Raw genomic sequence first — 26,771 nt, forward strand, 5'->3', positions numbered from 1 at the left:
ACAGAACGCCGGGCGGGCTGACCTTCGTCAGCCCGCCCGGCGTTGCACAGCAGTGTCAGACGAGGTTCACCGACCGGGCCGACGTGGCGCCGATCTCGGAGGCGACCTCGGCCAGCACGCCGGGGGACACCGTGTCGTCGACGGTGAGCACCGCCAGCGCCTCGCCGCCCTGCGCGGCACGGGCGACCTGCATGCCGGCGATGTTGATGCCCGCCTCGCCGAGGATGCGGCCGACGGTGCCGACGACACCGGGACGGTCCTCGTAGCGCAGCACCACCATGTGGTCGGCGAGGGCGAGGTCGACGTCGTAGTCGCCGACCGCGACGATCTTCTGCAGGTGCTTGGGGCCGGCCAGCGTGCCGGAGACCGACACCTCCTCGCCGTCGGCGAGCGTGCCGCGCACGGTGACCACGTTGCGGTGCTCGCTCGACTCGGAGCTGGTGGTCAGCCGCACCTCGACGCCGCGCTCCTGCGCGAACAGCGGCGCGTTGACGTACGACACGGTCTCGTCGACGACGTCCTCGAAGACGCCCTTGAGCGCGGACAGCTCCAGCACCTTCACGTCGTGCTGGGTGATCTCGCCGTAGACCTCGACGTCGAGGCGTACGGCGACCTCACCGGCGAGCGCGGTGAAGATCCGGCCGAGGCGCTCGGCGAGCGGCAGCCCCGGCTTGACGTCCTCGGCGATGACACCGCCCTGGACGTTCACCGCGTCCGGCACCAGCTCGCCGGCGAGGGCGAGGCGCACGGACTTGGCGACGGCGATGCCCGCCTTCTCCTGAGCCTCGTCGGTGGAGGCGCCCAGGTGCGGGGTGCACACGACCTGGTCCAGCTCGAACAGCGGGGAGTCGGTGCACGGCTCCTTGGCGTACACGTCGAGGCCGGCGCCGGCGACCCGGCCCTCCTTCAGCGCCGCGTACAGCGCCTCCTCGTCGACGATGCCGCCGCGCGCGGCGTTGACGATGCGCACGCTCGGCTTGACCTTGCGCAGCGCCTCGTCGCCGATCAGGCCGAGGGTCTCGGGGGTCTTGGGCAGGTGGACGGTGATGAAGTCGGAGACCTCCAGCAGCTCGTCCAGGGACAGCACCTTCACGCCCATCTGCGCGGCCCGCGCGGGCTGCACGTAGGGGTCGTAGGCGACGACCTTCATGCCGAAGGCGGACATGCGCTGGGCGACCAGGGCGCCGATGCGGCCGAGACCGACGACGCCGAGGGTCTTCTCGGCCAGCTCCACGCCCGTGTACTTGCTGCGCTTCCACTCGCCGTTCTTCAGCGCGGCGTTGGCCTGCGGGATGTTGCGGGCGGTGGAGAGGATCAGACCGCAGGCCAGCTCGGCGGCGGTCACGATGTTGGAGGTCGGGGCGTTGACGACCATCACGCCGGCCTTGGTGGCGGCGGAGACGTCGACGTTGTCCAGGCCGACGCCGGCGCGGGCGACGACCTTGAGCTTCTTCGCCGCGGCGATGGCCTCGGCGTCGACCTTGGTGGCGGAACGGATCAGGATCGCGTCGACGTCGGCGATGGCGGGGAGCAGCTCGGCTCGGTCCGCTCCGTTGCAGTGCCGGATCTCGAAGTCCGGGCCGAGTGCGTCCACGGTCGCGGGCGACAGCTCTTCAGCGATGAGTACGACGGGTTTCGAGCTCACGTGAGGTCCTCACAAGTCCAGAGCATGCGGACGGCCGTCCCGACGGCCGCAGGCGGAGGAGGGGGGCTAGCCGCGGAAGACGCACGACGCTGTGGGCCTGACGCGTATGTTGTGCAGCAGTCTAGTTGCGCCGCGGGCGTCGGTTTGCGCCGCTGCGGAAGTATCACCCGTCCGGGGCTGGACGGGGTGGACAACGCTCGGGGTCGCCCTCGACCCGGCGCCGCCCGGGGTGACCGAAAGGGGGCCGGAGCAGCTTGCCCCGGCCCCCTGACATGAGGCTTACGCCTCCTCGTTCACCCAGCTCATCAGCTTGCGCAGCTGCTTGCCGGTGGTCTCCAGCAGGTGCTCGGAGTCCTGCTGCTTGTACTCGTTGTACTTCTTCAGGCCGCCGTGGTACTCGTCCATCCACTGCCTCGCGAAGGAGCCGTCCTGGATCTCGGCGAGGACCTTCTTCATCTCCGCCTTGGTGGCGTCGGTGATGATGCGCGGGCCGGTGACGTAGTCGCCCCACTCGGCGGTCTCGGAGATGGACCAGCGCATCTTCTCCAGGCCGCCCTCGTACATGAGGTCCACGATCAGCTTCAGCTCGTGCAGGCACTCGAAGTAGGCGATCTCGGGCTGGTAGCCGGCCTCGGTCAGGGTCTCGAAGCCCGCCTTCACCAGCGCGGCCGTACCACCGCACAGGACGGCCTGCTCGCCGAACAGGTCGGTCTCGGTCTCCTCGGTGAAGGTGGTCTTGATGACGCCGGCGCGGGTGCCGCCGATGCCCTTGGCGTACGACAGGGCGAGCGCGAAGGCGTTGCCGGAGGCGTCCTGCTCCACCGCGGCGATGCACGGAACGCCGCGGCCCTCCTCGTACTGACGGCGCACCAGGTGGCCCGGGCCCTTGGGGGCGACCATGCAGACGTCGACGCCGGCCGGGGGCTTGATGAAGCCGAAGCGGATGTTGAAGCCGTGGCCGAAGAACAGCGCGTCGCCGTCCTTCAGGTTCGGCGCGATGGACTCCTCGTAGACCTGGGCCTGGATCGGGTCCGGGACGAGGATCATGATGACGTCGGCCTCGGCGGCGGCCTCCGCCGGCGTGACCACGCGCAGGCCCTGCTCCTCGGCCTTGGCCTTGGACTTGGAGCCCTCGTGCAGACCGACACGCACGTCGACGCCGGAGTCGCGCAGCGACAGCGCGTGGGCGTGGCCCTGGCTGCCGTAGCCGATGACCGCGACCTTGCGGCCCTGGATGATGGACAGGTCGGCGTCAGCGTCGTAGAACAGCTCGGCCACTTTGGGTTCTCTCCTTGGTGTGCAGGTTGTGCGTCCCACCGTATGACGGTGGGTGGGAAGGAAGTCTGGGGGTCTCGGCATACGGGCGGGCGGCGGCGCGCCGACCGCCCGTTTCCAGCCTTATGCCGATCGGTCGAGCGCGCGCAGCGAACGGTCCGTGATCGAACGGGCGCCGCGGCCGATCGCGATCGTGCCCGACTGGACGAGTTCCTTGATGCCGAACGGCTCGAGCATCTTCAGCATGGCGGACAGCTTCTCGCTGGAGCCGGTGGCCTCGATGGTGACGGCCTCCGGGGAGACGTCGACGGTCTTGGCGCGGAACAGCTGGACGATCTCCACGATCTGGGAGCGGGTCTCGTTGTCGGCGCGGACCTTCACGAGGACGAGTTCGCGCTGCACGGCCTGACCCGGCTCCAGCTCGACGATCTTCAGCACGTTGACGAGCTTGTTGAGCTGCTTGGTCACCTGCTCCAGCGGCAGGTCCTCGACGCCGACCACGATGGTGATGCGGGAGATGTCGGGGTGCTCGGTGACGCCGACCGCGAGCGAGTCGATGTTGAAGCCGCGCCGCGAGAACAGGGCCGCGATCCTGGCCAGGATGCCCGGGGTGTTCTCCACCAGGACGGAGAGCGTGTGCTTGGACATGGTCTTTTACGTCTCTCTCGCTCAGTCGTCTTCGTTGTCGCCGAAGTCGGGGCGGACGTCCCGGGCGGCCATGATCTCGTCGTTGGAGGTGCCGGCGGCGACCATCGGCCACACCATCGCGTCCTCGTGGACGATGAAGTCGACGACGACGGGGCGGTCGTTGATGGAGTTCGCCTCCTGGATGACCTTGTCCAGGTCCTCCGGGCGCTCGCAGCGCAGGCCCACGCAGCCCATCGCCTCGGACAGCTTCACGAAGTCCGGCACGCGCGTGCCCTTCGCCTCCGGGTTGATGTCGTCGGGGCCGGAGTGCAGCACGGTGTTGGAGTAGCGCTGGTTGTAGAACAGGGTCTGCCACTGGCGGACCATGCCGAGGGCGCCGTTGTTGATGATGGCGACCTTGATCGGGATGTTGTTCAGCGCGCAGGTGGTCAGTTCCTGATTGGTCATCTGGAAGCAGCCGTCGCCGTCGATCGCCCAGACGGTCTGCTCCGGCCGGCCGGCCTTGGCGCCCATCGCGGCCGGGACGGCGTAGCCCATGGTTCCGGCGCCGCCGGAGTTCAGCCAGGTGGCGGGCCTGTCGTACTGGATGAAGTGCGCGGCCCACATCTGGTGCTGGCCGACGCCCGCGGCGAAGATCGTGCCCTCGGGCGCCAGTTGCCCGATGCGCTCGATGACCGCCTGCGGGGACAGGGAGCCGTCCTCGGGCTGGTCATAGCCGAGCGGGTAGGTCTCGCGCCAGCGGTTCAGGTCGCTCCACCAGGCGGTGTAGTCGCCCTTGTGGCCCTCGCTGTGCTCCTTCTGCACGGCCTGGATCAGGTCGGCGATGACCTCGCGGGCGTCGCCGACGATCGGCACGTCGGCGGCGCGGTTCTTGCCGATCTCGGCCGGGTCGATGTCGGCGTGGACGATCTTGGCGTACGGGGCGAAGCTGTCCAGCCTGCCGGTGACGCGGTCGTCGAAGCGGGCTCCGAGGGCGACGATCAGGTCGGCCTTCTGCAGCGCGGTGACGGCGGTGACCGCACCGTGCATGCCCGGCATTCCCACGTGCAGCGGGTGGCTGTCGGGGAACGCGCCGAGCGCCATCAGGGTGGTGGTGACGGGCGCTCCGGTGAGTTCGGCGAGGACCTTCAGCTCGGCGGTGGCCCGCGCCTTGAGGACGCCGCCGCCGACGTAGAGGACCGGCCGCCTGGCGGAGGTGATCAGCTTGGCCGCCTCGCGGATCTGCTTGGCGTGCGGCTTGGTCACCGGCCGGTAGCCGGGCAGGTCCATGGTGGGCGGCCAGGTGAAGGTGGTCTTCGCCTGGAGGGCGTCCTTGGAGATGTCGACCAGGACCGGGCCCGGGCGGCCGGTGGAGGCGATGTGGAAGGCCTGCGCGATGACCCGCGGGATGTCCTCGGCCTTGGTGACGAGGAAGTTGTGCTTGGTGATCGGCATGGTGATGCCGACGATGTCCGCCTCCTGGAAGGCGTCCGTGCCGATGGACGAGGACGCCACCTGGCCGGTGATCGCGACCAGCGGCACGGAGTCCATGTGGGCGTCGGCGATCGGCGTGACCAGGTTGGTGGCGCCGGGGCCGCTGGTGGCCATGCAGACGCCGACCTTGCCGGTGGCCTGGGCGTAGCCGGTGGCCGCGTGGCCGGCGCCCTGCTCGTGGCGGACCAGCACGTGGCGCACCCGGGTGGAGTCCATCAGCGGGTCGTACGCCGGCAGGATCGCGCCGCCGGGAATGCCGAATACCGTGTCAGCGCCGACCTCCTCGAGGGAGCGGATGAGGGACTGCGCACCCGTGACGTGCTCGACGGGGGCGGACTGCTGTCCTCCGGATCGGGGCCGCGGCTGCGGATGGGCCCCGGTGGCCTGCTCGGTCATCGGCATTCTCTTCTCGATGCTGAGGGTTTTTGCGAGGTTTGGGCGGAGTTCAAGCGCTGCACGAACGGCACTCGTGCAACAAAAAACCCCTCGTGCCGCAAGGCAAGCGAGGGGAGCGCGCCGGTGAGGTCGCTGGGGATTCCGGAAGGTCCTCCGGTGGGTCCCAGCTCAGCCGACGCGCTGTCCAAGTACGAGAATTCGGGTGCGCATGGCACTGACCCTCCCCCCGACGCGCACCACATGTCAAGTAGGTGGGACGGGAGTCTCAGGATGTGAACGAAGGGCGCCACCGCCTCCGACGACGGCCGTCACGCCTCCTGTGTACACGTTGGAGCGCCCCTGCGGTTCACTCACCCCTTTCCATGGCGTGTTCACCTCCGCGGCGCCCGCGAACGCCGGCTCGGCCGGCGGGTGCGGCACCGGGTAGTGGCCGGATCCGAGCGCCCGGCGCAGCCGGTACTCGTCCAGCGGGCCGGCGAAGACCATGCCCTGCCCGTGGGTGCAGCCCATCGCGCGCAGCGCGACGACCTGCTCCGGCAGGTCCACGCCCTCGGCCACGGACTGCAGCCCGAGATCGCCGGCGATCCGCAGCAGACCACTGGTGATCTTGTACAGCCGCGCGGACTCCACGACGCCCTCGACCAGGCTGCGGTCGAGTTTCAGGATGTCCACGGGCAGCCTTCTGAGGGCGGTGATGGCCGCGTGGCCGCTGCCGAAGCCGTCCAGCGCGATCCGCACCCCGAGCCGGCTCAGCGCGGTCAGCCGGCGCTCCAGCTCGTCCAGGCCGACCCGCGGATCGATGTCGGACAGCTCCAGCACCAGCGCGCCGGGCGGCAGCCCGTGCCGGGTCAGCAGCGCCTCCACGGAGCCGGGCGGCATCGAGCGGTCCAGCAGCCGCCGGGCGCTGGTGCGCACCGCCACCGGGACGACGGTCCCGCTCGCCGCCCGCTCGGCGGCCTGCTCGATCGCCTCCCGCAGGATCCAGCGGTCCAGCTCGGCCGTCTTGTCGCCGTCCTCCGCCATCCGCAGGAACTCGGCCGGGGTGAACAGCACCCCCTGCGAGGAGCGCCAGCGCGCCTGCGCCGAGACCGCCGTGATCCGGCCGTCGCCGAGGCGCACCACCGGCTGGTGCAGCAGTGCGAACTCGCCGTCGTGCAGCGCGGCGCGCAGCCGGGTGGCCAGCTCCGCCTTGCGTACGACGTCCTGCTGCATCTGCGGCCGGTACAGCTCCACCCGGCCCTTTCCGGCCGCTTTGGCGCGGTACATCGCGAGGTCGGCGTTGCGCAGCAGCTCGCCCGCGCCGAGGCCCGGTTCGGCGAAGGCGACGCCGATGGAGGCGTTGACCCGGACGTCCCGGCCCTCGATGGCGTAGGGCTGGGAGAGGGTCACCCTGAGGCGGTCGGCGAGCTCCAGGATGTTCCGCTCCCGGGCGGCACTCTCCCGGGTGCCGTCCCCGACGATCAGCGCCGCGAACTCGTCGCCGCCCAGCCGGGAGGCGGTGTCCCCGTGCCGGACCGCGTCCTGGAGTCTGCGGGCGGCCTGGACGAGCAGTTCGTCGCCGGCCTGGTGTCCGATCGTGTCGTTGACGGCCTTGAAACCGTCCAGGTCGATGAAGAGCACGGCCGTACCGCGCAGGGCGGTGCCCCGGTCGGTCGCGCGGCGGCCGGACAGGGCCTGCTGGACGCGCTTGGTGAACAGGGCGCGGTTGGGCAGGTCGGTCAGCGGGTCGTGCTCGGCGTTGTGCTGCAACTGCGCCTGCAGGCGGACCCGCTCGGTCACGTCCCGGCTGTTGAAGATCAGGCCGCCGTGGTGGCGGTTGACGGTCGACTCCACGTTGAGCCAGCCGCCGTCGCCGGACCGGAAGCGGCATTCGATCCGGGTGGTGGGCTCCTCCAGCGGGCTGGCGGCGAGGAAGCGGCGCACCTCGTGCACCACGCAGCCCAGGTCCTCCGGGTGGATGAGGGCGGCCAGCTCGGTGCCCACCAGTTCCTCGGCGGGGCGGCCGTAGACCCCGGCGGCGGCCGGGGAGACGTACCGCAGGACGCCGTTGGGCGCGGCGATCATGATGACGTCGCTGGAGCCCTGCACCAGGGAGCGGAAGTGGTTCTCCTTCTGGGCCAGTTCCTGGGTCAGGGTGATGTTGTCCAGCAGCATGATGCCCTGCCGGATGACGAGCGCGAGCACCACGGCGCCCGCGGTGATCAGCACGACGTGGTCGGGCCGGCGCCCGTTGAGGACGTTGTACAGGATGCCCAGGGTGCACACGGCTGCGGCGAGGTACGGGGTGAGGGCGGCCAGGGAGCCGGCGAGCGGCCGGCCGGCCGGATAGCGGCTGTGCTCGCCTCCCGGGGTGGGCACGGACACGTGGTGGTGGCCGGTGCCGCGCTGTCCGGGCAGGTGCTCGTGGACCACGCGCGTGTGCCCGTCCGGTACGTGCGCCGTCCGCGCGCCCTTGCGGCGGGTCGCCGCCCAGGGGGCGTAGGCGAGCAGCAGCGAACCGGAGAACCAGCCGGCGTCCAGCAGCTGCCCGGAGTGGTAGCTGCTGTGCAGCAGGGGCGAGGTGAACAGCGCGTCGCACATCACGGTCAGCGCGAGGGCGCCGATCGCGGTGTTCACCGCCGTGCGGTTGCCCGGGGAGCGGCGGAAGTGCAGCGCGAGCACCATGCTGACGAGCGCGATGTCCATCAGCGGGTACGCCAGCGACAGCGCGGTGTGCGCCACGCTCGGTCCGTCGAACCGGGCCGCCTGGGCGAGCGCCAGGCTCCACGACAGCGTGAGCAGCGAGCCGCCGATCAGCCAGGCGTCCAGCGCCAGGCAGATCCAGCCGGCCTTGGTCACCGGCCGTTTGGCGAGCACCAGCAGGCCCACGATGGCGGGCGGCGCGAAGCACAGGAAGAACAGGTCGGCATAGCTGGGGCTGGGCACGGACTGCCCGAGGACGACCTCGTACCACCCCCAGACGGCGTTGCCGAGGGACGCCATCATCGAGGAGAGGGCGAACAGCAGCCAGGCCGAGCGGAAGCGGACGCGCGGACTGCGGGCGTACACGAAGCAGGACACGGCGGCGGCGCCGGCCGCGGCGCTCAGTCCGAAGTCGCCCATGATCAACGCCAGTTCGTCCGTGCCCCAGTCGAACGCGGCCCCGACGGCGTAGGCCGCGCAGACGAGGGCGAGGACGAGTTGCTCCCGCGTGCGGGCGCCCTCCCCGGCGGGCGGGCGGCCCGGCGGCGGGGCCGGCTGCGGGTGCGGTGCGCGCACCGCTGGGTCGAGGGCGGTCGTCAGCGAGGGCGGCGCACTCACCGGGGCCTCCCGGTCCGCGCCGCTCCCGGGTCCCGGTGCCGGTGCGCCGGGTGCGCGTGCCTCCTGCGGCCGCTGTGCCGGCGCTGGTGATGGCTGTGGTGGCCCGTGTGGTGGCCGCGTCTGCGCGCGGCCGTGCGCCAGGGTCGCCGTCGGCGGCTCCGCCGCGTCGGATCGCTCGTCCATAGGCCGTGCATCGCCCGTCGCCCCCCTCACAAATCTGAAATGTCCATCCCCGGCGCCCAACGGTCGGCGGCGCTGCCCCTTCCGGGACGATACACCAGGATCGTCACTCAGGGACATAGCTTCTCTACGCTCCGTGACGACCAGCGCGGATGCGGGTACGGCCCGCGTCCGGGGGGTTGCGCAGGGTGCCGGAAGCGGATCAGACCCCTGTCGTCAGGATCACGTTGCGCAGCGGCTCCCGGTTCACGAACCGGGTCAGCTGGTCCACGAGCAGCCGCTTCGCGCGGGGCAGGAACGCCGAGGTGGGCCCGCCCACGTGCGGGCTGATGAGCACGCCGGGGGCCTGCCAGAGCGGGTGTCCCGGCGGCAGCGGCTCGGGGTCGGTGACGTCGAGGGCCGCGGTGATCCGGCCGCTCTCCAGCTCCGCGAGCAGCGCCTTGGTGTCGACGACCGGGCCGCGGGCGACGTTGACGAGCAGCGCGCCGTCCTTCATCCGCCCCAGGAACTGGGCGTCCACCAGGCCACGCGTCTGCTCCGTCAAGGGCGTGGAGAGGATCACGACATCGGCGTGTGGAAGCAGAGAGGGCAATTCGGTGAGCGGATGCACCGGACCGCGCGCCGTGGTGCGCTCAGAGCGCGCGACGCGCGCCACCCGCGCGACCTCGAAGGGCGCGAGCCGGTCCTCGATGGCAGCGCCGATGGCGCCGTAGCCGACGATGAGGACGGACTTGTCGGCGAGCGAGGGATGAAACGCGCTCTGCCAGCGCTCCTGCTGCTGGGCGCGGACGAAGCCGGGGATGCCGCGCAGGGAGGCGAGCGTCAGGGCCAGCGCGAGTTCGGCGGTGCTCGCCTCGTGCACGCCGCGGGCGTTGCACAGCTGCACGCCCGGCCGGATGACGGACAGCCGGGCGGTGACGTCGTCCACCCCGGCCGTCAGCGTCTGGACCACCCTGACGTTCGTCAGATGCTCCAGCGGGCGCACCTTGACCTGCCACCGCTTCATGTAGGGCACCACGTACACGACGCAGTCCGCCGGGTCGCCGGGAAAGGGCTGCTCGCCGTCCTCGCCCCCGTCCCAGAACAGGTACCGGGGCCCGGCGGGAAGTCCCTCGATCTCCTCGGGCGCGATGGGAATCCAGACGTCAGCACTCATGGCAAGGAGGCTATGTCAGGCACGCGCGCGTGCAGAGGTTAGGTTGGGGGCCGGGCTGAGGGAGGTTCACGAGCAGGTGGAGCGCAGGACGATCGGCGCGGGGGCGCTCGCGGTGGGGGCCGTCGGACTCGGGTGCATGCCGATGAGCTGGGCGTACAGCACCTCCCGGCAGCGCGGCGACGAGTCGCTCAGATGCGTGCACCGGGCGCTGGACCTGGGCTCGACCCTGCTGGACACGGCGGACATGTACGGCCCGTTCACCAATGAGCTGCTGCTGGGCCGGGTGCTGAAGGAGCGGCGCGCGGAGGCCTTCGTGTCCACGAAGGTGGGGCTGCTGGTGGGCGAGCAGCACATCGTGGCCAACGGCCGCCCCGGATATGTGAAGCGGGCCTGCGACGCCTCGCTGCGGCGCCTGCAGACCGACGTGATCGACCTCTACCAGCTGCACCGCGCCGACCCGGAGGTGCCGGTGGAGGAGACCTGGGGCGCGATGGCCGACCTGGTGCGGGCCGGCAAGGTGCGGGCGCTGGGCCTGTGCGCGGTGGGGGCGCGCGGCGGGCGCCGCTCGGAGGCCGGGCTGCACGACGGCACCCTGCGCCAGTTGCAGCGGGTGCAGCAGGTGTTCCCGGTGGCCGCGGTGGAGGCGGAGCTGTCGGTGTGGTCGCCGGAGGCGCTGCGGGCGCTGCTGCCGTGGTGCGAGGCGCGGGGCGTGGGTTTCCTCGCGGCGATGCCGCTGGGCAACGGCTTCCTGACCGGCACGCTGACTCCCGGCGAGGGCTTCGAGCCGGACGACGTCCGCGCCCGGCATCCCCGTTTCACGGCGGAGATGATGGCGGCGAACCAGCCGATCGTCGCCGGCCTGCGCCGCATCGCCCGCCGGCACGGCGAGCACGTCACCCCGGCCCAGGTGGCGCTGGCCTGGGTCCTGGCACAGGGCCGCCATGTGATCGCCCTGCCCGGCGCCAAGCGGGAACGGTGGGCGGCGGAGAACGCGGCGGCGAGCGAACTGCGGCTGACCGAGGAGGACTTGGCGGAGATAGCGCGGCTGCCGGCGGCGCAGGGGTCCTGGGACTGACGGGTTCGCGGGACCGGTGGTGCCGGAGCGGGAACCCGGGGAGGCTGGCGGTGTACGCAAGCGGGCACCCGCCGCTGGACCACCGCCTCGAAGGGACCATGATCGTGCGACGACGCGCTGTGCCGGCCGTGCTGGCCGCGGCCGCCCTGCTGCTGGCGGCCGGCTGCTCCTCCGACGGCCCGGGGCCCTCGTCCGGCGCCGGACGCACGCCGGCCGCGGGTACGGCACCGGGCACGGCCCCCTCCGGCCGGGCCACCGCCCCGCCCCCGCCGGCCAAGGGCTCGGTGAAGGTGCTGCGCACCGTGGCCAGGGACCTGAAGACACCGTGGGGGCTGGCCGCGCTGCCCGGCGGCGGGCTGCTGGTGTCGTCCCGCGACGACGGCACGATCGTCCGGATCGACGACAGGACGGGCCGTACGACCGAGCTGGGCACGGTCTCCGGGGTGGCCCCGGCCGGCGAGGGCGGTCTGCTGGGCATCGCCCTCTCCCCCGGCTTCGCCTCGGACCACATGATCTACGCCTACTTCACCTCGGCCTCGGACAACCGCATCGTCCGCATGCTGTACGACGAGCACAAGCCGGCCGGCGAGCAACTGGGCGCCCCGGACACGGTGTTCAAGGGCATTCCCAAGGGCTTCATCCACAACGGCGGCCGGATCGCGTTCGGACCGGACGGCATGCTGTACGCGGGCACCGGGGAGAGCGGCGAGCGGGGCCTGGCCCAGGACAGGAAGTCGCTCGGCGGCAAGATCCTGCGCCTGACCCCGGAGGGCGAGCCGGCTCCGGGCAACCCGTTCCCCGGCTCGCCGGTGTACTCGTACGGGCACCGCAACGTCCAGGGCCTGGCCTGGGACGGCCGGCAGCGCCTGTTCGCCTCGGAGTTCGGCCAGGACACCTGGGACGAGCTGAACGCCATCAAGCCGGGCGGCGACTACGGCTGGCCGAAGGCCGAGGGCAGGTCCTCCGACCCCGCCTTCCAGAACCCGCTGGCCCAGTGGCACACCGACGACGCCTCCCCCAGCGGCATCGCCTACGTGAACGGCGTGATCTGGATGGCGGCCCTCAAGGGCGAGCGGCTGTGGCGCGTCCCGCTCGACGGCATCCGGGCCTCGGCGCCGCCGCAGGCCTTCCTGACCGGCAGGTACGGCCGGCTGCGCACGGTGGTCGCGGCGGGCGGCGACAGGCTGTGGCTGGTGACGAGCAACACCGACGGCCGGGGCCGGCCCGCGAAGGGCGACGACCGGGTGCTGGAAGTGCGGGTGCGGTGAGCCGCTGCTCGTCGTCCGTGAGCGACTGACCGAGGACCGCCACGGAGACGTGGATACGGATGTCCCCGCCGCTCACGGCCTGCCGTCCTCATCCCGCGACCAGCCGCTCCTCGTCCCCCAGCGGGAACAGCCCCAGCCGGTGGGCCAGTGCAGCCGCCTCGCCCCGGCCGGAGACGCCGAGCTTGCTCAGGATGTTGGAGACGTGGACGCTCGCTGTCTTCGGGGAGATGAACAGCTCCTCGGCGATCTGGCGGTTGGTGCGGCCCGCCGAGACCAGGCGCAGCACGTCCCGCTCCCGGCTGGTGAGCCCGAGGGCCGCGGCCGGGTCGGCCGGGGCGAGGGCCTGCCGGGGCGGGCGGGTCAGGGTGAGGCGGGCCCGCTGGGCGAGCCGGGCGACGGCGTCGGCGAGCAGACGGGCGTCGAGGTGGGCGGCGACCGCCGCGGCGAGCCGGAGCAGTTCCAGCGCGCGATCGCGTTCGTCGTCACCGCCGTCGGTCAGGAGGGCCGCGGCGAGGCGGTGGCGGACCCGGGCGAGGTCGTAGGGGCGGTCCAGGCACTCGAAGGCGGTGACGACCGGCGACCAGTCGTCGGCGGTGTCCGTGCCCTGCGCGCGGCGCAGCTCGGCGCGGGTCCACTGTTCGTAGGCCCGCCAGAGCGGGGCGCCGGTGGCGAGGTGCCGTACGGCCTCACCGAGGCGGTCGAGGGTCTCGGCGCGGCCGGGCTCGGCGGCGGGCAGGGCGCGGGCCTCGGCCTCGGCTCCGGCGGCGGCCCGCAGCAGCGGCCAGGCGTAGCGCTGGGTGCCGGGCGGGAAGCCGTCGTCCAGGGCCCGGAGCAGCTCGGCGCGGGCGTCGGCCGTGCGGCCCTCCTCGGCGGCGAGCCCGAGGGCGACCCGGGCCAGCGGCAGGGACTGCTGGGGCATGGGGTCGTGCGTGCCGTAGTGGGCGCGGGCGGCGGCGAGCTGGCGGCCGGCCTCGGCGAGGTCGCCCCGGGCCAGGGCGAGGTGGGCCAGGTGCAGGGCGCCGGTGCCGCGGGTCTTGGCGCTGTGCCCGGCCCGGGAGGCGTGGGCGGCGGCCTCGGCGGCCTCCGCCCAGTCGCCGAGCGCGTACAGGGCCTCGGCCAGGTTGCCGCGTATCCAGGACTCGGAGTCCAGCAGCCCCTGGGCGCGGGCGAAGGCGATGCCCTCGCGCATGAGGACGACGGCCTCCCGGTCGCGGCCGATGCCCTGCAACTGGGAGGGCAGGTTGACGTAGGCGCGGCCCGCCACCTGGTGCACGCCTTCGGCGAGGGTGTCCCGCAGCACCTGCCGCATCCGGGCCAGGCCCGTCTTCGTGTCGCCGGAGTCGACCTCCAGACAGCCCAGGGTGAGGCGGGCGTGCAGTTCGATCTCGCGGGCGCCGACCATGCGCGCGTACTCAACGGCACGCTGGGCGGCGGCGAAGGCCTCGGGTCCGGGGCGGTGCAGCATGGACCAGTTGGCGGCGAGGGCCAGCACCTCGGCGTGCACCTCGGACGGCGGCAGGCCGCGCACCAGGTCCTGGGCGGTGGCCAGTTCCTGCCGGCCGTCGCCGCGGGCCTGGGCCTGCACCAGGCGGGAGCGCTGGATCCAGAACCAGGCGGCGCGCAGGGGGTCCGGCTCGTCCTCCAGGAGGCGCAGCGCACGCTTGGTGATCTTCAACGCGCGTTCCCGTTCACCGCCGAAGCGGCCCGCGACGGCGGCCTCGGCCATCAGGTCCAGGTAGCGCAGCGGGGTGGTGGCCGGGTCGCAGCCGCAGGGGGGATAGACCTCGGTGTAGTCGACCGGGCGCAGGGCCGAGCGCACCTCCTCCGGGACGCTGTCCCACAGCTCCATCGCCCGCTCCAGCAGCCGGAGTTGCTCGGTGTAGGCGTGCCGGCGGCGGGCCACGACGGAGGCGTCGAGGACGGCGGGAGGGCCTTGGCGGGGTCGTGGGCGTGGTACCAGTAGCTGGCCAGGCGCATCACGCGCGCGTCGGCCGGGACGAGCGTGGGGTCGGCCTCCAGTGCTTCGGCGTAGCGGCGGTTGAGGCGGGAGCGTTCGCCGGGCAGCAGGTCGTCGGCGACGGCCTCGCGGACCAGGGAGTGCCGGAAGCGGTAGCCGTCGCCGTCCGGGGTGACGGTGAGGATGTTGGCGCCGACGGCGGCCCGCAGCGCCTCGATGAGGTCGTCCTCGCCGAGCTGGGCGACGGCGGCGATCAGCCGGTACTCCACGGTGGAGCCGCCCTCGGCGACGATACGGGCGACCCGCTGAGCGCTCTCGGGCAGCGCCTCGACCCGGACCAGGAGCAGGTCGCGCAGGGAGTCGGTGAGGCCGGCGCAGCAGCCGTCGCGGGCGGCGACGGCGAGTTCCTCCACGAAGAAGGCGTTGCCGTCGGAGCGTTCGAAGATCTCGTCGACCTGGGCGGGGTCGGGTTCGGCGGCGAGGATGCCGGCGATCTGGCCGCCGACCTCCTCGCGGGTGAAGCGGGCCAGTTCGATGCGGCGGACGGTGCGCAGCCGGTCGAGCTCGGCGAGCAGGGGGCGCAGCGGGTGGCGGCGGTGGATGTCGTCGGAGCGGTAGCTGGCGAGGACGAGGAGCCTGCCCGTGCGCAGCGTGCGGAAGAGGTAGGCGAGGAGGTGGCGGGTGGAGGCGTCGGCCCAGTGCAGGTCCTCCAGGACGAGCACCACCGGCCGCTCGGCCGCGACCCGCTCCAGCAGCCGGACGGTGAGCTCGAACAGGCGGGTCATGCCCTGCTCGTCGTGGTGGCCGGCGCCGGCCTCGCCGAGGTCGGGCAGCAGGCGGGCCAGCTCCTCCTCCTGGCCGCGCGCGGCGGCGGCGAACTCCTCGGGCAGGGCGTCCCGCAGGGTGCGCAGCACGGCGGCGAAGGGCGCGAACGGCAGCCCGTCGGCGCCGATCTCGACACAGCCGCCGACGGCGACGACCGCGTGCCGGCCGGCGAGCGCGGCGAACTCCTCGACGAGGCGGGTCTTGCCGACTCCCGCCTCACCGCCGAGCAGCAGCGCCTGGGGCTCGCCGGCGCGGGCGCGGGCGAGCGCGTCGTTCAGGATGCCCAGCTCGTCGGTGCGGCCGACGAACACGGGACTGACGGACCTGGTCTCCACGGGCCCGAGCATCGCACGGGACCGGGACGGCGGGGCAGCGGTTTTCCACAAGTCCGGTGCGATCGTCGTACCAATGGTCGGAAGGGTCGTAGTCCCGGACGGACGGGTCGTACGACCGGGGTGGACGGTCGTACGACCCGGGCCCGGGCGGTCCGGAAGGCGGCCGACCCCCGTGCGGCCGCCCTCCGTCCCGGCCCCCTCCGCCGCCGTGGCGGTCACGCGGTGCGTGGGAGCCGGTGCCGGCGGGGCCGGCCGGTATGGGACTCGGCGGCCGCGCCCTCGGAGCCGGCCGAGCCCGCGCGGCGGGCGGCGCGCTGCGCCCGGGCGACCGCGCGGGCCAGCCGTGCCTGCTCGGCCTCGCGGATCAGCTCGGCGGAGCGCACCTTGTGGTAGTCGAACTCGATCATGGCGTGTCCCTTCGCGGAGAGCCGGTGTGGTGCGTCGCGTTCTGCGATGCCTTCACCTTCGTCTCCCAGCCGGGTGCGCCGCATCGGGAGAGTTCCGCATCTTCGGGACCGCGTACGGGCGGCACGCGCGCGTAAGGGGCCTCAGGGAGTCCGTAAGGTGCTCATGGATTCCCTGAGGCGCCCCTGGGGACCTGCGGCTTGCTCAGCTTGTCGAGGGCAGGGCGAGCAGGGCGTCGGAGTACTTCAGGACCGCGAGCAGCAGGCCGATGACACCGAGCGAGACACCGCCCCAGGCGACCGACTTGATCCAGTGGGCCTGCGGGTGCCCGGGGGTGCCGAAGGCGGGCCGGGCCAGCACGACGACACCGGTGAGCAGCGCGGCCAGCGCGAACAGCCCGGCCCACAGGGCGGTGCTGTGCCAGGCGTTGCCGTACACCGCCTTGATCTGGGTGGCGACGCTCGCGGTGGACGACGTCCGCAGCTGGCCGACGAGCTGTTCGCGGGCGCCCGCGACGGTGCCGATCCAGCCGCCGCTGAGCGAGACGAACCCCAGCGCGGCGGAGACGACGGCACCGGCGCCCTGCCCGACCCCGGAGGGCGCCTTCTCCCGCCCGGCCGCCTCCTCGGCGGCCCCTTCAGCGGCGGCCACGTCCGCGGCGGCCTCCTCCCCCGCGGCGTCCCCCTCGAGGGCCCCTTCCCCGGCGGCCTTCCCCTCGGCGGGCTTCTCCTCCGCGGCCTTCGCCTCGGCGGCCTTCGCCTCCGCGGTCGCGTCCTCGGCGGCGTCCGGCTGCCCGGAGCCGTCCTCACGGGACTGCGCCCGCGCGGTCCCCTCCTCGGTACCGGCGGCCTCCACCGCCGTGTCGTCGTCCTGCGCCTCGGTGCCGGCCGTGGCGCCTTCCTGTGTCTTCGTAGCCATGCCGGGCACCGTACGGACCCTGTCTGAGAGCCCCCTTAATGATCGTCGGGCACGCCACGCGCGTGTGCCGCGCGCCACTCGCGGGCGAGCAGCGACCAGATCTCGGTGCTCGCGCGCACCCCGTGGTGCGGGTGGTTCTCGCGGAGCACGCCGTCGCGCGTCATGCCGAGCCGGCGCGCCACGTTGATGCTCGGCTCGTTGGCGGAGGAGACGTGCCACTCCACGCGGTGCATGCCGCGCTGGTCGAAGGCCCAGTCCAGCAGCACCCGCATGGCCCGGGTGACCAGTCCGCGCCCGGTCGCCGCGGGCTCCAGCCAGCACCCGGCCTCGCACACCCCGCTCGGCGTGTCCCACACCCGGAACAGCACACCGCCGACCAGCGTCCCGTCCAGCCAGATCCCGTGCACGCTGCCGGCGTCGGCGGCGCGTTTGTCGGCGTACGACTTCAGCCAGGAACGCGCGCCGTCCAGATCGTGCACCACGCCGGCCAGCCCGATGTGCCGGCCGATGAACTCCCGTCCGCGGTCGATGCCTGCGAGCACCTCCTCGGCGTGCCACACCTCCAGGGGCCGCAGTTCCGCGCCGTCGTCACCCAGGGATATCGCGTACATCGCGCTGATCGTCCTCCCGCAGATCCGCCACAGAAACGCCCTCGAGCCTCTCATGGGCGGCACGGCACTCGGGCGGCTCGATGCTCAGATGCGGCAGGCGGCGCTCCAGCCAGGCGGGCAGCCACCAGTTCGCGGCGCCCAGCAGATGCATCAGCGCGGGCACGAGCAGGGTGCGCAGGACGAAGGCGTCCAGGGCGACGGCGGAGGCGAGCGCGATGCCGAACATGGCGATCACGCGGTCGCCGCTGAGCACGAAGGCGAGGAAGACGGAGATCATGATGACCGCCGCGGAGTTGATGACCCGGCTGGTCTCGGCGAGGCCCACGCGGACGGCGCGCCGGTTGTCGCCGGTCTCCAGCCACTCCTCGTACATCCGGCTGACCAGGAAGACCTGGTAGTCCATGGACAGCCCGAAGAGGACCGAGACCATGATCACCGGCAGGAAGGGCTCGATCGGGCCGGCCCGGCCGAGGCCGAGCAGTTCACTGCCCCAGCCCCACTGGAAGACGGCGACCACGATCCCGAACGCGGCGGCCACGGCGGCGATGTTCATCGCCGCGGCCTTCAGCGGGATGCCGAGCGACCGGAAGGCGACGAGCAGCAGCAGACAGCCGAGCCCGATGACCGCGCCGACGAACAGCGGCAGCTTGCCGACGATCACGGCCGCGAAGTCGTCGTAGCCGGCGGTGACCCCGCCGACCTGGATGTGCAGGGAGGTGCCGGTCTCGGCCCGCGGCAGCACCTTGGTGCGCAGCCGGTGCACGAGGTCGCTGGTCTGCTGGGACTGCGGCGCCGAGGTGGGGACGACGGTGAGGTAGGCGGTGGTGCCGCCGGCGTCGAAGGTGGCCGGGGTGACGGAGGCGACGCCCGGGGTGGCGCGCAGGGTCGTGTCGAGGTTGTCCAGGGCCAGCCCGCCGTCGGCGCCGTCCACCCGGGTGACCAGGGTGAGCGGTCCGTTCACCCCGGGCCCGAAGCCCTCGGCGAGCAGGTCGTAGGCCTTGCGGGTGGTGGAGGTGCTCGGGTCGTTGCCCTGGTCGGAGGTGCCGAGGTGCAGGGAGAAGGTCGGCAGGGCGAGTACGGCGATGACGACCACGGCGAGCGAGCCGAGCAGCTTGGGGCGGCGTTCGACCAGCGCCGACCAGCGGGCGGCGAAGCCGGTGGGCAGTTCCGGGCGCGGCCCGTGCTCGACGAGCCGGCGCCGCTCGCGGCGGCTGAGGGCCCGGGAGCCGATGTACGACAGCAGGGCGGGCAGCAGGGTGACCGAGGCCGCGACCGTGAGCACCACGGTCAACGAGGCGGCCACGGCGACCCCGTTGAGGAAGCTCAGGCGCAGGATCAGCATGCCCATCAGCGCGATGCACACCGTCGCGCCCGCGAACACCACCGCGCGTCCGGTGGTGGCGACGGAGTTCACGGCGGCCTCGGTGACGCCCAGGCCGCGTTTGAGTCCGCGCCGGTGTCTGGTCACGATGAACAGCGCGTAGTCGATGCCGACGCCGAGGCCGATGAGCATGCCGAGCATGGGCGCGAAGTCGGCGACCGTCATGGCGTGCCCGAGCAGTCCGATGCCGGAGTAGGCGGTGCCGACGCCGACCAGCGCGGTGGCGATGGGCAGGGCCGAGGCGGCGAGCGAGCCGAAGGCGAGGAACAGCACGACGGCGGCGACGAGGACGCCGACCATCTCGGCGGTGTGCTCGCGCGGGGACGCGGTGAGGCCTATCGCGCTGCCGCCCAGCTCCACCTGCAGCCCGTGGCCCTCGGCGGCCTTGGCGGTGTGCACCACGGCCTCCGCCTCCGCCTTGCCGATGTGCTCGGCCTCCTGTGTGAAGGTGACGGTGGCGTAGGCCGTGTGGCCGTCGGCGCTGATCCGGTGGGCGCCCTGGCGGCCGTACGGGCCGTCCACCGAGGCGATGCCGGGCAGCGCGGCGATCCGGTCCAGGGTGCGGGTCATGGTCTGCTCGACGCCGGCGGCGCGGACGCTGCCGGAGCCGGTGTGCCAGACGACGGTGTCGCTGTCCCCGCCCAGGCCGGGGAAGCCCTCCTTGAGCAGCTGGGTCGCGCGGCCGGCCTCGGTGCCGGGAACGTCATAGGCGTTCGAGTACGGCGAACCGGCCACGGCGGCGCCCGCGGTAACCCCGCCGAAGGCGAGCAGCCACAGCAGCACGACGATCAGCCGATGCCGGACACACCAACGCGCGAGGTCTGCCACGGACGAGCTCCCAGAAGTACGATTTGTGGATCTTTGGCCGGGAACGATCATCCATAAACTGAACAGCCCGCAAAGAACGCATGTGCAATCAGAGGACACTCTTGCAGGTGAACATGATCGTTTGACGCGTTCGTGGGCTTATTCACAGCGCTGGGAGCGACATCACAGGACAGATCCGCGAACTCTGTCGCCGCGCGAGTGACTTGGGGCATGCGTACGGCCCCGGAGGTCTCGCCCTCCGGGGCCGTACGAACGGGCCGGCGGGGGCTCAGCCCTCGCTCACGCCCAGCTTCTGCAGGATCAGTTCCTTCACGCGGGCCGCGTCGGCCTGGCCCCGCGTCGCCTTCATGACCGCGCCGACCAGGGCGCCGGCCGCGGCCACCTTGCCGCCGCGGATCTTGTCGGCGACGGCCGGGTTGCCGGCGATGGCCTCGTCGACGGCGGCGGTCAGCGCGCCCTCGTCGGAGACGACCTTCAGGCCGCGCTTGTCGACGACCTCGTCCGGGGTGCCCTCGCCCGCGAGGACGCCCTCGATGACCTGCCGGGCCAGCTTGTCGTTCAGGTCGCCCTTCGCGACCAGCTCGGCGACCCGGGCGACCTGCGCCGGGGTGATCGGCAGCTCGTCCAGCGCCTTGCCGGACTCGTTGGCGCTGCGCGCCAGTTCGCCCATCCACCACTTGCGGGCGGAGGCGGCGTCGGCGCCGGCCTCGATCGTGGCGACGATCGGGTCCAGCGCTCCCGCGTTGAGGATCGCCTGCATGTCGGTGCCGGAGACGCCCCACTCCTCGCGCAGCCGGTTGCGGCGCACCAGGGGCAGCTCGGGCAGGGCCGCGCGGATCTCCTCGACCCACTCGCGCGAGGGCGCGACCGGGACCAGGTCGGGCTCCGGGAAGTACCGGTAGTCCTCGGCCTCCTCCTTCGTACGGCCGGAGGTGGTGGAGCCGGTGTCCTCGTGGAAGTGGCGGGTCTCCTGCACGACCGTGCCGCCGCCGTTCAGCACGGCGGCGTGGCGCATGACCTCGAAGCGCACCGCGCGCTCCACCGAGCGCAGCGAGTTGACGTTCTTGGTCTCCGAGCGGGTGCCGAACTTGTCGGCGCCCTTGGGCATCAGCGACAGGTTCACGTCGCAGCGCATCTGGCCCATCTCCATGCGGGCCTCGGACACGCCGAGGGCACGGATGACCTCGCGCAGCTCACGGACGTACGCCTTGGCGACCTCGGGGGCGCGCTCGCCGGCCCCGGTGATCGGCTTGGTGACGATCTCGATGAGCGGAATGCCCGCGCGGTTGTAGTCCAGCAGCGAGTGCGAGGCGCCGTGGATACGGCCGGTCGCGCCGCCCACGTGGGTGGACTTGCCGGTGTCCTCCTCCATGTGGGCGCGCTCGATCTCCACGCGGAAGGTCTCGCCGTCCTCCAGCTGCACGTCGAGGTAGCCGTTGAAGGCGATCGGCTCGTCGTACTGGGAGGTCTGGAAGTTCTTCGGCATGTCCGGATAGAAGTAGTTCTTCCGGGCGAAGCGGCACCACTCGGCGATCTCGCAGTTCAGCGCGAGACCGATCTTGATCGCCGACTCGACGCCGGTCTTGTTCACGACCGGGAGCGCGCCGGGCAGGCCGAGGCAGGTGGGGCAGGTCTGGGTGTTCGGCTCGGCGCCGAGCGCGGTCGAACAGCCGCAGAACATCTTGGTCTTGGTGCCGAGTTCGACATGGACCTCGAGGCCCATGACGGGGTCGTACGACGCCAGCGCGTCCTCGTACGACACCAGGTCGGTCGTGGTGGTCACGGTGAAAACTTCCCTCTCAGCCCAGCAGGACGTCGTCGTCGCCCAGCCGCTTCAGCTCGCGGCAGAGGATCGCGAGACCGGTCACGATCGCCACGGCGGAGACCGTGGCGTCGATCAGCCGCAGCGTGTCGTGCTCGGCGCGGGCCTTCTTGATCTGCTTGGCGACACCGATCGCGCCGAACGCGGTGGTGGCCATGGACAGGTACGTACCGGACTTGGACTTCTTGAAGTCCTTGGCCTTCGACAGCTTGCTCACAGCGACGGTGCCTCCTCCAGCAGCGGGTGACCCCACTTTTCCACGAAGGCGGCCTCGACGGCGGCGCCCACCTTGTACAGCCGGTCGTCCTTCAGCGCGGGGGCGATGATCTGCAGGCCCACCGGGAGGTTGTCCTCCGGGGCGAGACCGCAGGGCAGGGACATGGCCGCGTTGCCCGCCAGGTTGGTCGGGATGGTGCACAGGTCCGCGAGGTACATCGCCATCGGGTCGTCGGCGCGCTCGCCGATCGGGAAGGCGGTGGTCGGGGTCGTCGGCGAGACGATCACGTCGACCTGCTCGAAGGCCTTCTCGAAGTCACGCGTGATGAGCGTGCGGACCTTCTGCGCGGAGCCGTAGTACGCGTCGTAGTAGCCGCTCGACAGGGCGTACGTGCCGAGCATGATGCGGCGCTTGACCTCGGGGCCGAAGCCGGCCTCGCGGGTCAGGGAGGTGACCTCCTCCGCCGAGTGGCCGCCGTCGTCGCCGACCCGCAGGCCGTAGCGCAGGCCGTCGAAGCGGGCGAGGTTGGAGGAGCACTCGGACGGCGCGATCAGGTAGTACGCCGACAGGGCGAGGTCGAAGGACGGGCAGTCCAGCTCGACGATCTCGGCGCCCAGCTCCTTCAGTAGCTCGACCGACTCGTCGAAGCGCTGGATGACACCGGCCTGGTAGCCCTCGCCGCGGAACTGCTTGACCACGCCGACCCGCATGCCCGCGACGCTGCCGTTGCGGGCCGCCTCGACGACCGGCGGGACCGGGGCGTCGATGGAGGTGGAGTCCAGCGGGTCGTGCCCGGCGATGACCTCGTGCAGCAGGGCCGCGTCCAGGACCGTACGGGCGCAGGGGCCGCCCTGGTCGAGGGACGAGGAGAAGGCCACCATGCCGTACCGCGACACCCCGCCGTACGTCGGCTTCACGCCGACGGTGCCGGTGACGGCGGCCGGCTGGCGGATGGAGCCGCCGGTGTCGGTGCCGATGGCGAGCGGGGCCTCGAAGGCGGCGAGCGCGGCGGAGGAACCGCCGCCGGAGCCGCCGGGGATCTTCGTGAGGTCCCAGGGGTTGCCGGTCGGGCCGTAGGCGCTGTTCTCCGTCGACGACCCCATGGCGAACTCGTCCATGTTGGTCTTGCCGAGGATGACGACGTCGGCGGCCTTCAGCTTCTTGGTGACCGTCGCGTCGTACGGCGGGATCCAGCCCTCGAGGATCTTCGAGCCGACGGTCGTGGGCACGCCCTCGGTGGTGAAGATGTCCTTGAGCGCGAGCGGGACGCCGGCCAGCGGGCCGAGCTTCTCGCCGCGGGCCCGCTTCTCGTCCACGGCGCGGGCCTGGGCGAGGGCGCCCTCGCGGTCGACGTGCAGGAAGGCGTGCACCTTCTCGTCGACGGCCTCGATCCGGGCGAGGTGGGCCTCGGTGACCTCGACGGCCGTCAGCTCGCCGGAGGCGATCTTCTCGGCGATCTGCGCGGCCGTGAGCCTGATGATGTTGCTGTCGGTCATGGCGGTCACTCCTCCCCCAGGATCTGCGGCACCTTGAAACGCTGCTGCTCCTGGGCGGGGGCGCCGGAGAGCGCCTGCTCGGGGGTGAGCGAGGGACGGACCTCGTCCGGGCGCATGACGTTCGTCAGCGGGAGCGGGTGCGAGGTCGGCGGTACGTCTTGGTCGGCGACCTCGCTGACGCGGGCGACCGCGCCGATGATGTCGTCCAGCTGTCCCGCGAAGTGGTCGAGTTCTTCGGGCTTCAGCTCCAGACGCGCCAGCCGGGCGAGGTGGGCGACCTCCTCGCGCGTGATGCCAGGCATGCAGCGATCCTCTGGGGTGAGTGTGTGTGGTTTGGGCTCAATCCTATGGGGCGGGCTGGGGTGGCCGTGAAACGGTTTCCCCGGTCCCGCCCGTCAGCTCCGGCGTGCCGGCCCGGTCCCGCCCCGTCAGCTCCGGCGCGTCGCCCAGGCTTCGCTGTGCAGGAAGTGGTTGTCGTACAGGTCCTGGACCTCCAGGATGCTCTCCGGAGTCGCCTCGCCCAGGCGGATGCGCTGCAGGTGCCGGAAGTACTCGAAGCGCTCGACGCCGGGGGTGATGACGATGAGCAGGTCGGCGTCGGCCCCCGGTACGGCCGCGAAGGCATGCGGCTTGCCGGGCGGGACGATGACGAGGTCGCCGGCCCCGGCGGTGACGACGTCCTCGCCGGAGAGGATGTCGGCGGCGCCGTCGAGCAGGAAGAACATCTCGGCGGAGTTGTCGTGCCAGTGCGGCTTGGCGCCGTCCGCGCCGGCCCTGAGGGTGACGCGCTGGGTGGACAGGGCGCCGCCGGTGGCACTGCTGTCGGCCAGCAGGCGGATGGTGGTGGGCGCGGCGCCGACGACTTCGGCCTCGGCCTCCCGGACGATCACGGAGTCTTCGAACTTCGGCACGAACAGTGACATGGCTGGGGTCCCCCTTGAGCCCTCGAGTACCGGCCGGACCCCGACGAGTCCGCCGCCGATCAGTACAACGATCAAAGGGGCGGGACGCATCCCGGACACGACGCCGACGGCGCCGAGCCGCGGTGGGAGGACTACTCGGCGGCGGGCAACGCGGCCCGCGGCCGCTGCCATCCCCGGGAACCCCGCGCCCGCAGCCACGCCGTCGTCTCGTCCGGCGGCATCGCCGCGGCGACCAGCCAGCCCTGCACGGCGTCGCACCTCAGGTCCCGCAGCCGCTCCCACGTCTCGTCGTCCTCCACCCCTTCGGCGACGACGAGAAGCCCCAGCGAGTGCGCCAGGTCCACGGTGCACCGCACGATCTCCGCGTCCTCGGCGTCGACCGCGAGCCGCGCCACGAACGACCGGTCGATCTTCAGCTCGCTCACCGGCAGCCGCCGCAGATGCACCAGCGACGAGTACCCGGTGCCGAAGTCGTCCAGGGACATCTTCACGCCGTGCCCGGTCAGCGCGGCCAGGGTGTCGGCGGCCCGCTGCGGGTCCTCCAGCAGCACATGCTCGGTGATCTCCAGCTGCAGGGCCCCCGCGGGCACCCCGTGCCGGGCCAGCCGCGCGGCGACCGAGCCCGCGAACCCGGGCGTGTGGACGTCGCGCGGGGAGACGTTGACGGCGACCGGGACCCGCAGCCCCTGCGCGCGCCACTGGGCGACCTGCCCGAGCGCGGTCTCCAGCACGTACTCGGTGAGATGGGGCATCAGCCCGGAGGACTCGGCGATCGCGATGAACTCGTCCGGCGGAACCTTCCCGCGCTCGGGGTGCACCCAGCGGACCAGCGCCTCCAGGCCGGCGACCTGTCCGTCGAAGCGGACCTTGGGCTGGTAGTGCAGCTGCACCTCGTGCGCGTCCAGCGCCCGGCGCAGGTCCCCGAGGAGGCCGAGCCGGTCCGGGGTGTTGGAGTCCCGCTTGGACTCGTACACCTCGACGCCGGTACGGTCCCTCTTCGCCTGGTACATCGCCACGTCGGCGCGGCGCAGCAGCCCTTCGGCGTCCAGCGCGTGGTCGGGGAAGACGGCGACGCCGGCGCTGGCCTCCAGGACGAGCGTGAGCCCGTCGAGGTCCAGCGGCGAGCTGAGCGCGGCGACCAGGCCGCGGGCGATGCGGGTGGCGGAGGTCGTGGAGTCGGCGACGGGCAGTAACACCGCGAACTCGTCCCCGCCGAGCCGCGCGGCCTCCGCTCCGCGGGGCAGGGCGAGCCGCAGCCGGTCGGCGATCTGGAGCAGCAGCCGGTCACCGGCGAGATGACCGAGGGTGTCGTTCACCGACCGGAAACGGTCGAGGTCGATCAGCATGAGCGCGGAGCGAGCATCGATGCGTTCGGCGTCGTCGAGGGCCGTCCAGATCCGCTCCAGCAGCCACTGCCGGTTGGGCAGCCCGGTGAGCGGGTCGCGCAGCTGCTCCTCGGCACGCGCGCGTGCGATCCACAGCGTGGAGTCCAGGGCGATGAGGGGGATGGCGAACAGCGGGAGCAGGATCGGCTGGGCGACGGCGACGACGCACAGCAGCGGTGCGATGCCGAGCAGCGCGACGGCGACGAGGCCGTGTCTGACCACGGCGGTGCGGGCCACGGTGGGCATTCTGCCGCCGGGCGGGGCGTGCAGGTACCACTGCAGGCCGCGGCTGACCGCGAGGTAGACGCCCGCGGCGAGGGCGATCTCGAGCGCGGCGGCGACGCTCCAGCCGTCCGGCCGCCAGGGCGTCTCGACGCTCGGGACGCGGCCGAACGCGCGGAGCAGCAGCGCGCCGGCGCCGATGCCGAGGATGTCCACCGCGCCGTGCAGCACTCCTTGCCGCCAGCGGTGGCGGCGGGCGATGCCGACCAGGACGACGACGGTGAGGCTGACCATGCCGGCGGGCACCCAGCCGTACAGCAGCAGCACGGCGAGGGTGAGGGCGGCACCGGAGCCGGTGCCGCCCCACCAGCGGGCGCGGCCCAGCATGACGAGGTGGCCGACGATGACACCGGTGAGCAGGGCCAGCGACCAGCCGGCGGTGCCGCTCGGGAAGAGGGCGTGGTGGCCGGTGAAGGCGCGGTAGAAACCGGCGCCGAGGACGAGCGCGGCGGCGGCCGTGACGGCCGCGGGCAGGGTGGGCCAGGACAGGCGGCGTCCGGGCGCGGCACCGCTCAGGCCGGGGGCGGGCTCGAGGGCCACGGGTATCGGCGGGTGGATGTCGGCGGCGGCGACCGGCCGGGCCGTACGGGCCTGGCCGGGGGTGCGTCCGTGGGTCCGCGGTGTCCACCGGGTCCCTGTCGTCCACCGGGCTCCCGCCCACCGGGTGCCCGTCCATCGGGTCGTCCGCCCTGTGCCCGCGCGACGGCGCAGGCGCAGCCGTGAGTCAGGGGCGACGCTCTCGGTCGGTTCCATTCCCGTCCCTCTCACAGCCGGCGGTGCCCACGCCACGCGGCCCGATGTCCGACAGCCATCAGCAGCTCCGCGTTGAAGAACCCTTCCCCGCACGCCGGAAGCGCACGGGGATGCCCCAACCGCAGCCGGGCACGGCAGGTGCACATCTCAACAGTAGGCCGCGGAAGGCTTCCACGGGCACCGGTCGTCGACGGTCGCCCGAAAGCGCCCGGGCCAC

General features: G+C 72.5%; 18 protein-coding genes and 1 pseudogene. 2 read left to right on the forward strand and 17 right to left on the reverse strand.

What is annotated here, in order from left to right:
- Nucleotides 1-55 precede the first annotated feature (55 nt).
- The 6 genes from serA to OG956_RS10365 form a co-directional block, all read right to left on the reverse strand.
- Complete coding sequence (serA, locus tag OG956_RS10340; RefSeq protein ID WP_330337654.1) at nt 56-1,645, reverse strand: phosphoglycerate dehydrogenase; 1,590 nt, start codon at nt 1,643-1,645, stop codon at nt 56-58.
- Nucleotides 1,646-1,924: 279 nt separating this feature from the next.
- Nucleotides 1,925-2,923: a ketol-acid reductoisomerase gene (ilvC, locus tag OG956_RS10345; protein ID WP_330337655.1), complete on the reverse strand. Its 999-nt coding sequence runs from the start codon at nt 2,921-2,923 to the stop codon at nt 1,925-1,927.
- Between the two features lie 120 nt (nt 2,924-3,043).
- The gene (gene ilvN / locus OG956_RS10350) at nt 3,044-3,568 is read right to left on the reverse strand and encodes an acetolactate synthase small subunit (RefSeq protein ID WP_055708145.1); all 525 of its coding nucleotides are present in this window, start codon (nt 3,566-3,568) and stop codon (nt 3,044-3,046) included.
- Between the two features lie 21 nt (nt 3,569-3,589).
- Nucleotides 3,590-5,437 (reverse strand): acetolactate synthase large subunit, encoded by a 1,848-nt coding sequence (locus tag OG956_RS10355; RefSeq protein WP_330337656.1) that lies wholly within the window; start codon nt 5,435-5,437, stop codon nt 3,590-3,592.
- A 243-nt stretch (nt 5,438-5,680) separates the two neighbouring features.
- Nucleotides 5,681-8,737, reverse strand: a complete 3,057-nt coding sequence (locus OG956_RS10360; RefSeq protein ID WP_330337657.1) for a putative bifunctional diguanylate cyclase/phosphodiesterase — start codon at nt 8,735-8,737, stop codon at nt 5,681-5,683.
- 382 nt (nt 8,738-9,119) lie between these two features.
- Nucleotides 9,120-10,073 carry a 2-hydroxyacid dehydrogenase gene (locus OG956_RS10365; RefSeq protein ID WP_330337658.1) on the reverse strand — a complete coding sequence of 318 codons (954 nt, stop codon included), beginning with the start codon at nt 10,071-10,073 and terminating at the stop codon, nt 9,120-9,122.
- 76 nt (nt 10,074-10,149) lie between these two features.
- Between OG956_RS10365 and OG956_RS10370 the strand changes: the two genes are divergently transcribed.
- Both OG956_RS10370 and OG956_RS10375 read left to right on the forward strand, forming a co-directional pair.
- Nucleotides 10,150-11,148, forward strand: coding sequence for an aldo/keto reductase (locus tag OG956_RS10370; protein ID WP_330337659.1), 999 nt, complete (start codon nt 10,150-10,152; stop codon nt 11,146-11,148).
- A gap of 98 nt (nt 11,149-11,246) precedes the next feature.
- A complete protein-coding gene (locus OG956_RS10375; RefSeq protein ID WP_330342795.1) occupies nt 11,247-12,416 on the forward strand; it encodes a PQQ-dependent sugar dehydrogenase in 1,170 nt (389 codons plus the stop codon).
- A gap of 88 nt (nt 12,417-12,504) precedes the next feature.
- Here OG956_RS10375 and OG956_RS10380 read toward each other — a convergent pair.
- From OG956_RS10380 to OG956_RS10430, 11 genes and pseudogenes are all read right to left on the reverse strand, one after another.
- A pseudogene (locus tag OG956_RS10380) lies at nt 12,505-15,545 on the reverse strand (helix-turn-helix transcriptional regulator).
- Nucleotides 15,546-15,748: 203 nt separating this feature from the next.
- Nucleotides 15,749-15,940, reverse strand: a complete 192-nt coding sequence (locus tag OG956_RS10385) for a hypothetical protein (protein WP_330337660.1) — start codon at nt 15,938-15,940, stop codon at nt 15,749-15,751.
- Nucleotides 15,941-16,142: 202 nt separating this feature from the next.
- A complete protein-coding gene (locus tag OG956_RS10390) occupies nt 16,143-16,856 on the reverse strand; it encodes a hypothetical protein (protein ID WP_330337661.1) in 714 nt (237 codons plus the stop codon).
- Between the two features lie 35 nt (nt 16,857-16,891).
- Entirely contained in the window at nt 16,892-17,467 is a 576-nt protein-coding gene (locus OG956_RS10395) for a GNAT family N-acetyltransferase (RefSeq protein WP_330337662.1), read from the reverse strand.
- Complete coding sequence (locus OG956_RS10400) at nt 17,445-19,676, reverse strand: MMPL family transporter (RefSeq protein WP_330337663.1); 2,232 nt, start codon at nt 19,674-19,676, stop codon at nt 17,445-17,447. Before OG956_RS10400 ends, OG956_RS10395 begins: the two co-directional genes overlap by 23 nt.
- Before the next feature lie 268 nt (nt 19,677-19,944).
- Nucleotides 19,945-21,459, reverse strand: coding sequence for an Asp-tRNA(Asn)/Glu-tRNA(Gln) amidotransferase subunit GatB (gene gatB / locus OG956_RS10405; RefSeq protein ID WP_330337664.1), 1,515 nt, complete (start codon nt 21,457-21,459; stop codon nt 19,945-19,947).
- 16 nt (nt 21,460-21,475) lie between these two features.
- On the reverse strand, nt 21,476-21,715 hold the full coding sequence (locus OG956_RS10410) for a hypothetical protein (RefSeq protein ID WP_330337665.1): 240 nt from the start codon (nt 21,713-21,715) through the stop codon (nt 21,476-21,478).
- Nucleotides 21,712-23,211: an Asp-tRNA(Asn)/Glu-tRNA(Gln) amidotransferase subunit GatA gene (gene gatA, locus OG956_RS10415; RefSeq protein ID WP_330337666.1), complete on the reverse strand. Its 1,500-nt coding sequence runs from the start codon at nt 23,209-23,211 to the stop codon at nt 21,712-21,714. The genes OG956_RS10410 and gatA overlap by 4 nt, the downstream gene beginning before the upstream one ends.
- Before the next feature lie 5 nt (nt 23,212-23,216).
- Nucleotides 23,217-23,513 (reverse strand): Asp-tRNA(Asn)/Glu-tRNA(Gln) amidotransferase subunit GatC, encoded by a 297-nt coding sequence (gene gatC, locus OG956_RS10420; RefSeq protein WP_004925108.1) that lies wholly within the window; start codon nt 23,511-23,513, stop codon nt 23,217-23,219.
- A 126-nt stretch (nt 23,514-23,639) separates the two neighbouring features.
- Nucleotides 23,640-24,134: a cupin domain-containing protein gene (locus tag OG956_RS10425; protein ID WP_330337667.1), complete on the reverse strand. Its 495-nt coding sequence runs from the start codon at nt 24,132-24,134 to the stop codon at nt 23,640-23,642.
- 131 nt (nt 24,135-24,265) lie between these two features.
- Nucleotides 24,266-26,554 (reverse strand): putative bifunctional diguanylate cyclase/phosphodiesterase, encoded by a 2,289-nt coding sequence (locus tag OG956_RS10430; protein ID WP_330337668.1) that lies wholly within the window; start codon nt 26,552-26,554, stop codon nt 24,266-24,268.
- Nucleotides 26,555-26,771 lie beyond the last annotated feature (217 nt).

It is taken from the genome of Streptomyces sp. NBC_00557 (assembly GCF_036345995.1).
GTDB lineage: Bacteria > Actinomycetota > Actinomycetes > Streptomycetales > Streptomycetaceae > Streptomyces.

Bases quoted from the DNA above. Each gene is read 5' to 3' on its own strand.
- ilvN (WP_055708145.1), bottom strand. From the start codon at position 3,568: ATGTCCAAGCACACGCTCTCCGTCCTGGTGGAGAACACCCCGGGCATC.
- OG956_RS10355 (WP_330337656.1), bottom strand. From the start codon at position 5,437: ATGACCGAGCAGGCCACCGGGGCCCATCCGCAGCCGCGGCCCCGATCC.
- OG956_RS10365 (WP_330337658.1), bottom strand. From the start codon at position 10,073: ATGAGTGCTGACGTCTGGATTCCCATCGCGCCCGAGGAGATCGAGGGA.
- OG956_RS10375 (WP_330342795.1), top strand. From the start codon at position 11,247: ATGATCGTGCGACGACGCGCTGTGCCGGCCGTGCTGGCCGCGGCCGCC.
- OG956_RS10385 (WP_330337660.1), bottom strand. From the start codon at position 15,940: ATGATCGAGTTCGACTACCACAAGGTGCGCTCCGCCGAGCTGATCCGC.
- OG956_RS10390 (WP_330337661.1), bottom strand. From the start codon at position 16,856: ATGGCTACGAAGACACAGGAAGGCGCCACGGCCGGCACCGAGGCGCAG.
- OG956_RS10395 (WP_330337662.1), bottom strand. From the start codon at position 17,467: ATGTACGCGATATCCCTGGGTGACGACGGCGCGGAACTGCGGCCCCTG.
- gatA (WP_330337666.1), bottom strand. From the start codon at position 23,211: ATGACCGACAGCAACATCATCAGGCTCACGGCCGCGCAGATCGCCGAG.
- gatC (WP_004925108.1), bottom strand. From the start codon at position 23,513: ATGCCTGGCATCACGCGCGAGGAGGTCGCCCACCTCGCCCGGCTGGCG.
- OG956_RS10425 (WP_330337667.1), bottom strand. From the start codon at position 24,134: ATGTCACTGTTCGTGCCGAAGTTCGAAGACTCCGTGATCGTCCGGGAG.
- OG956_RS10430 (WP_330337668.1), bottom strand. From the start codon at position 26,554: ATGGAACCGACCGAGAGCGTCGCCCCTGACTCACGGCTGCGCCTGCGC.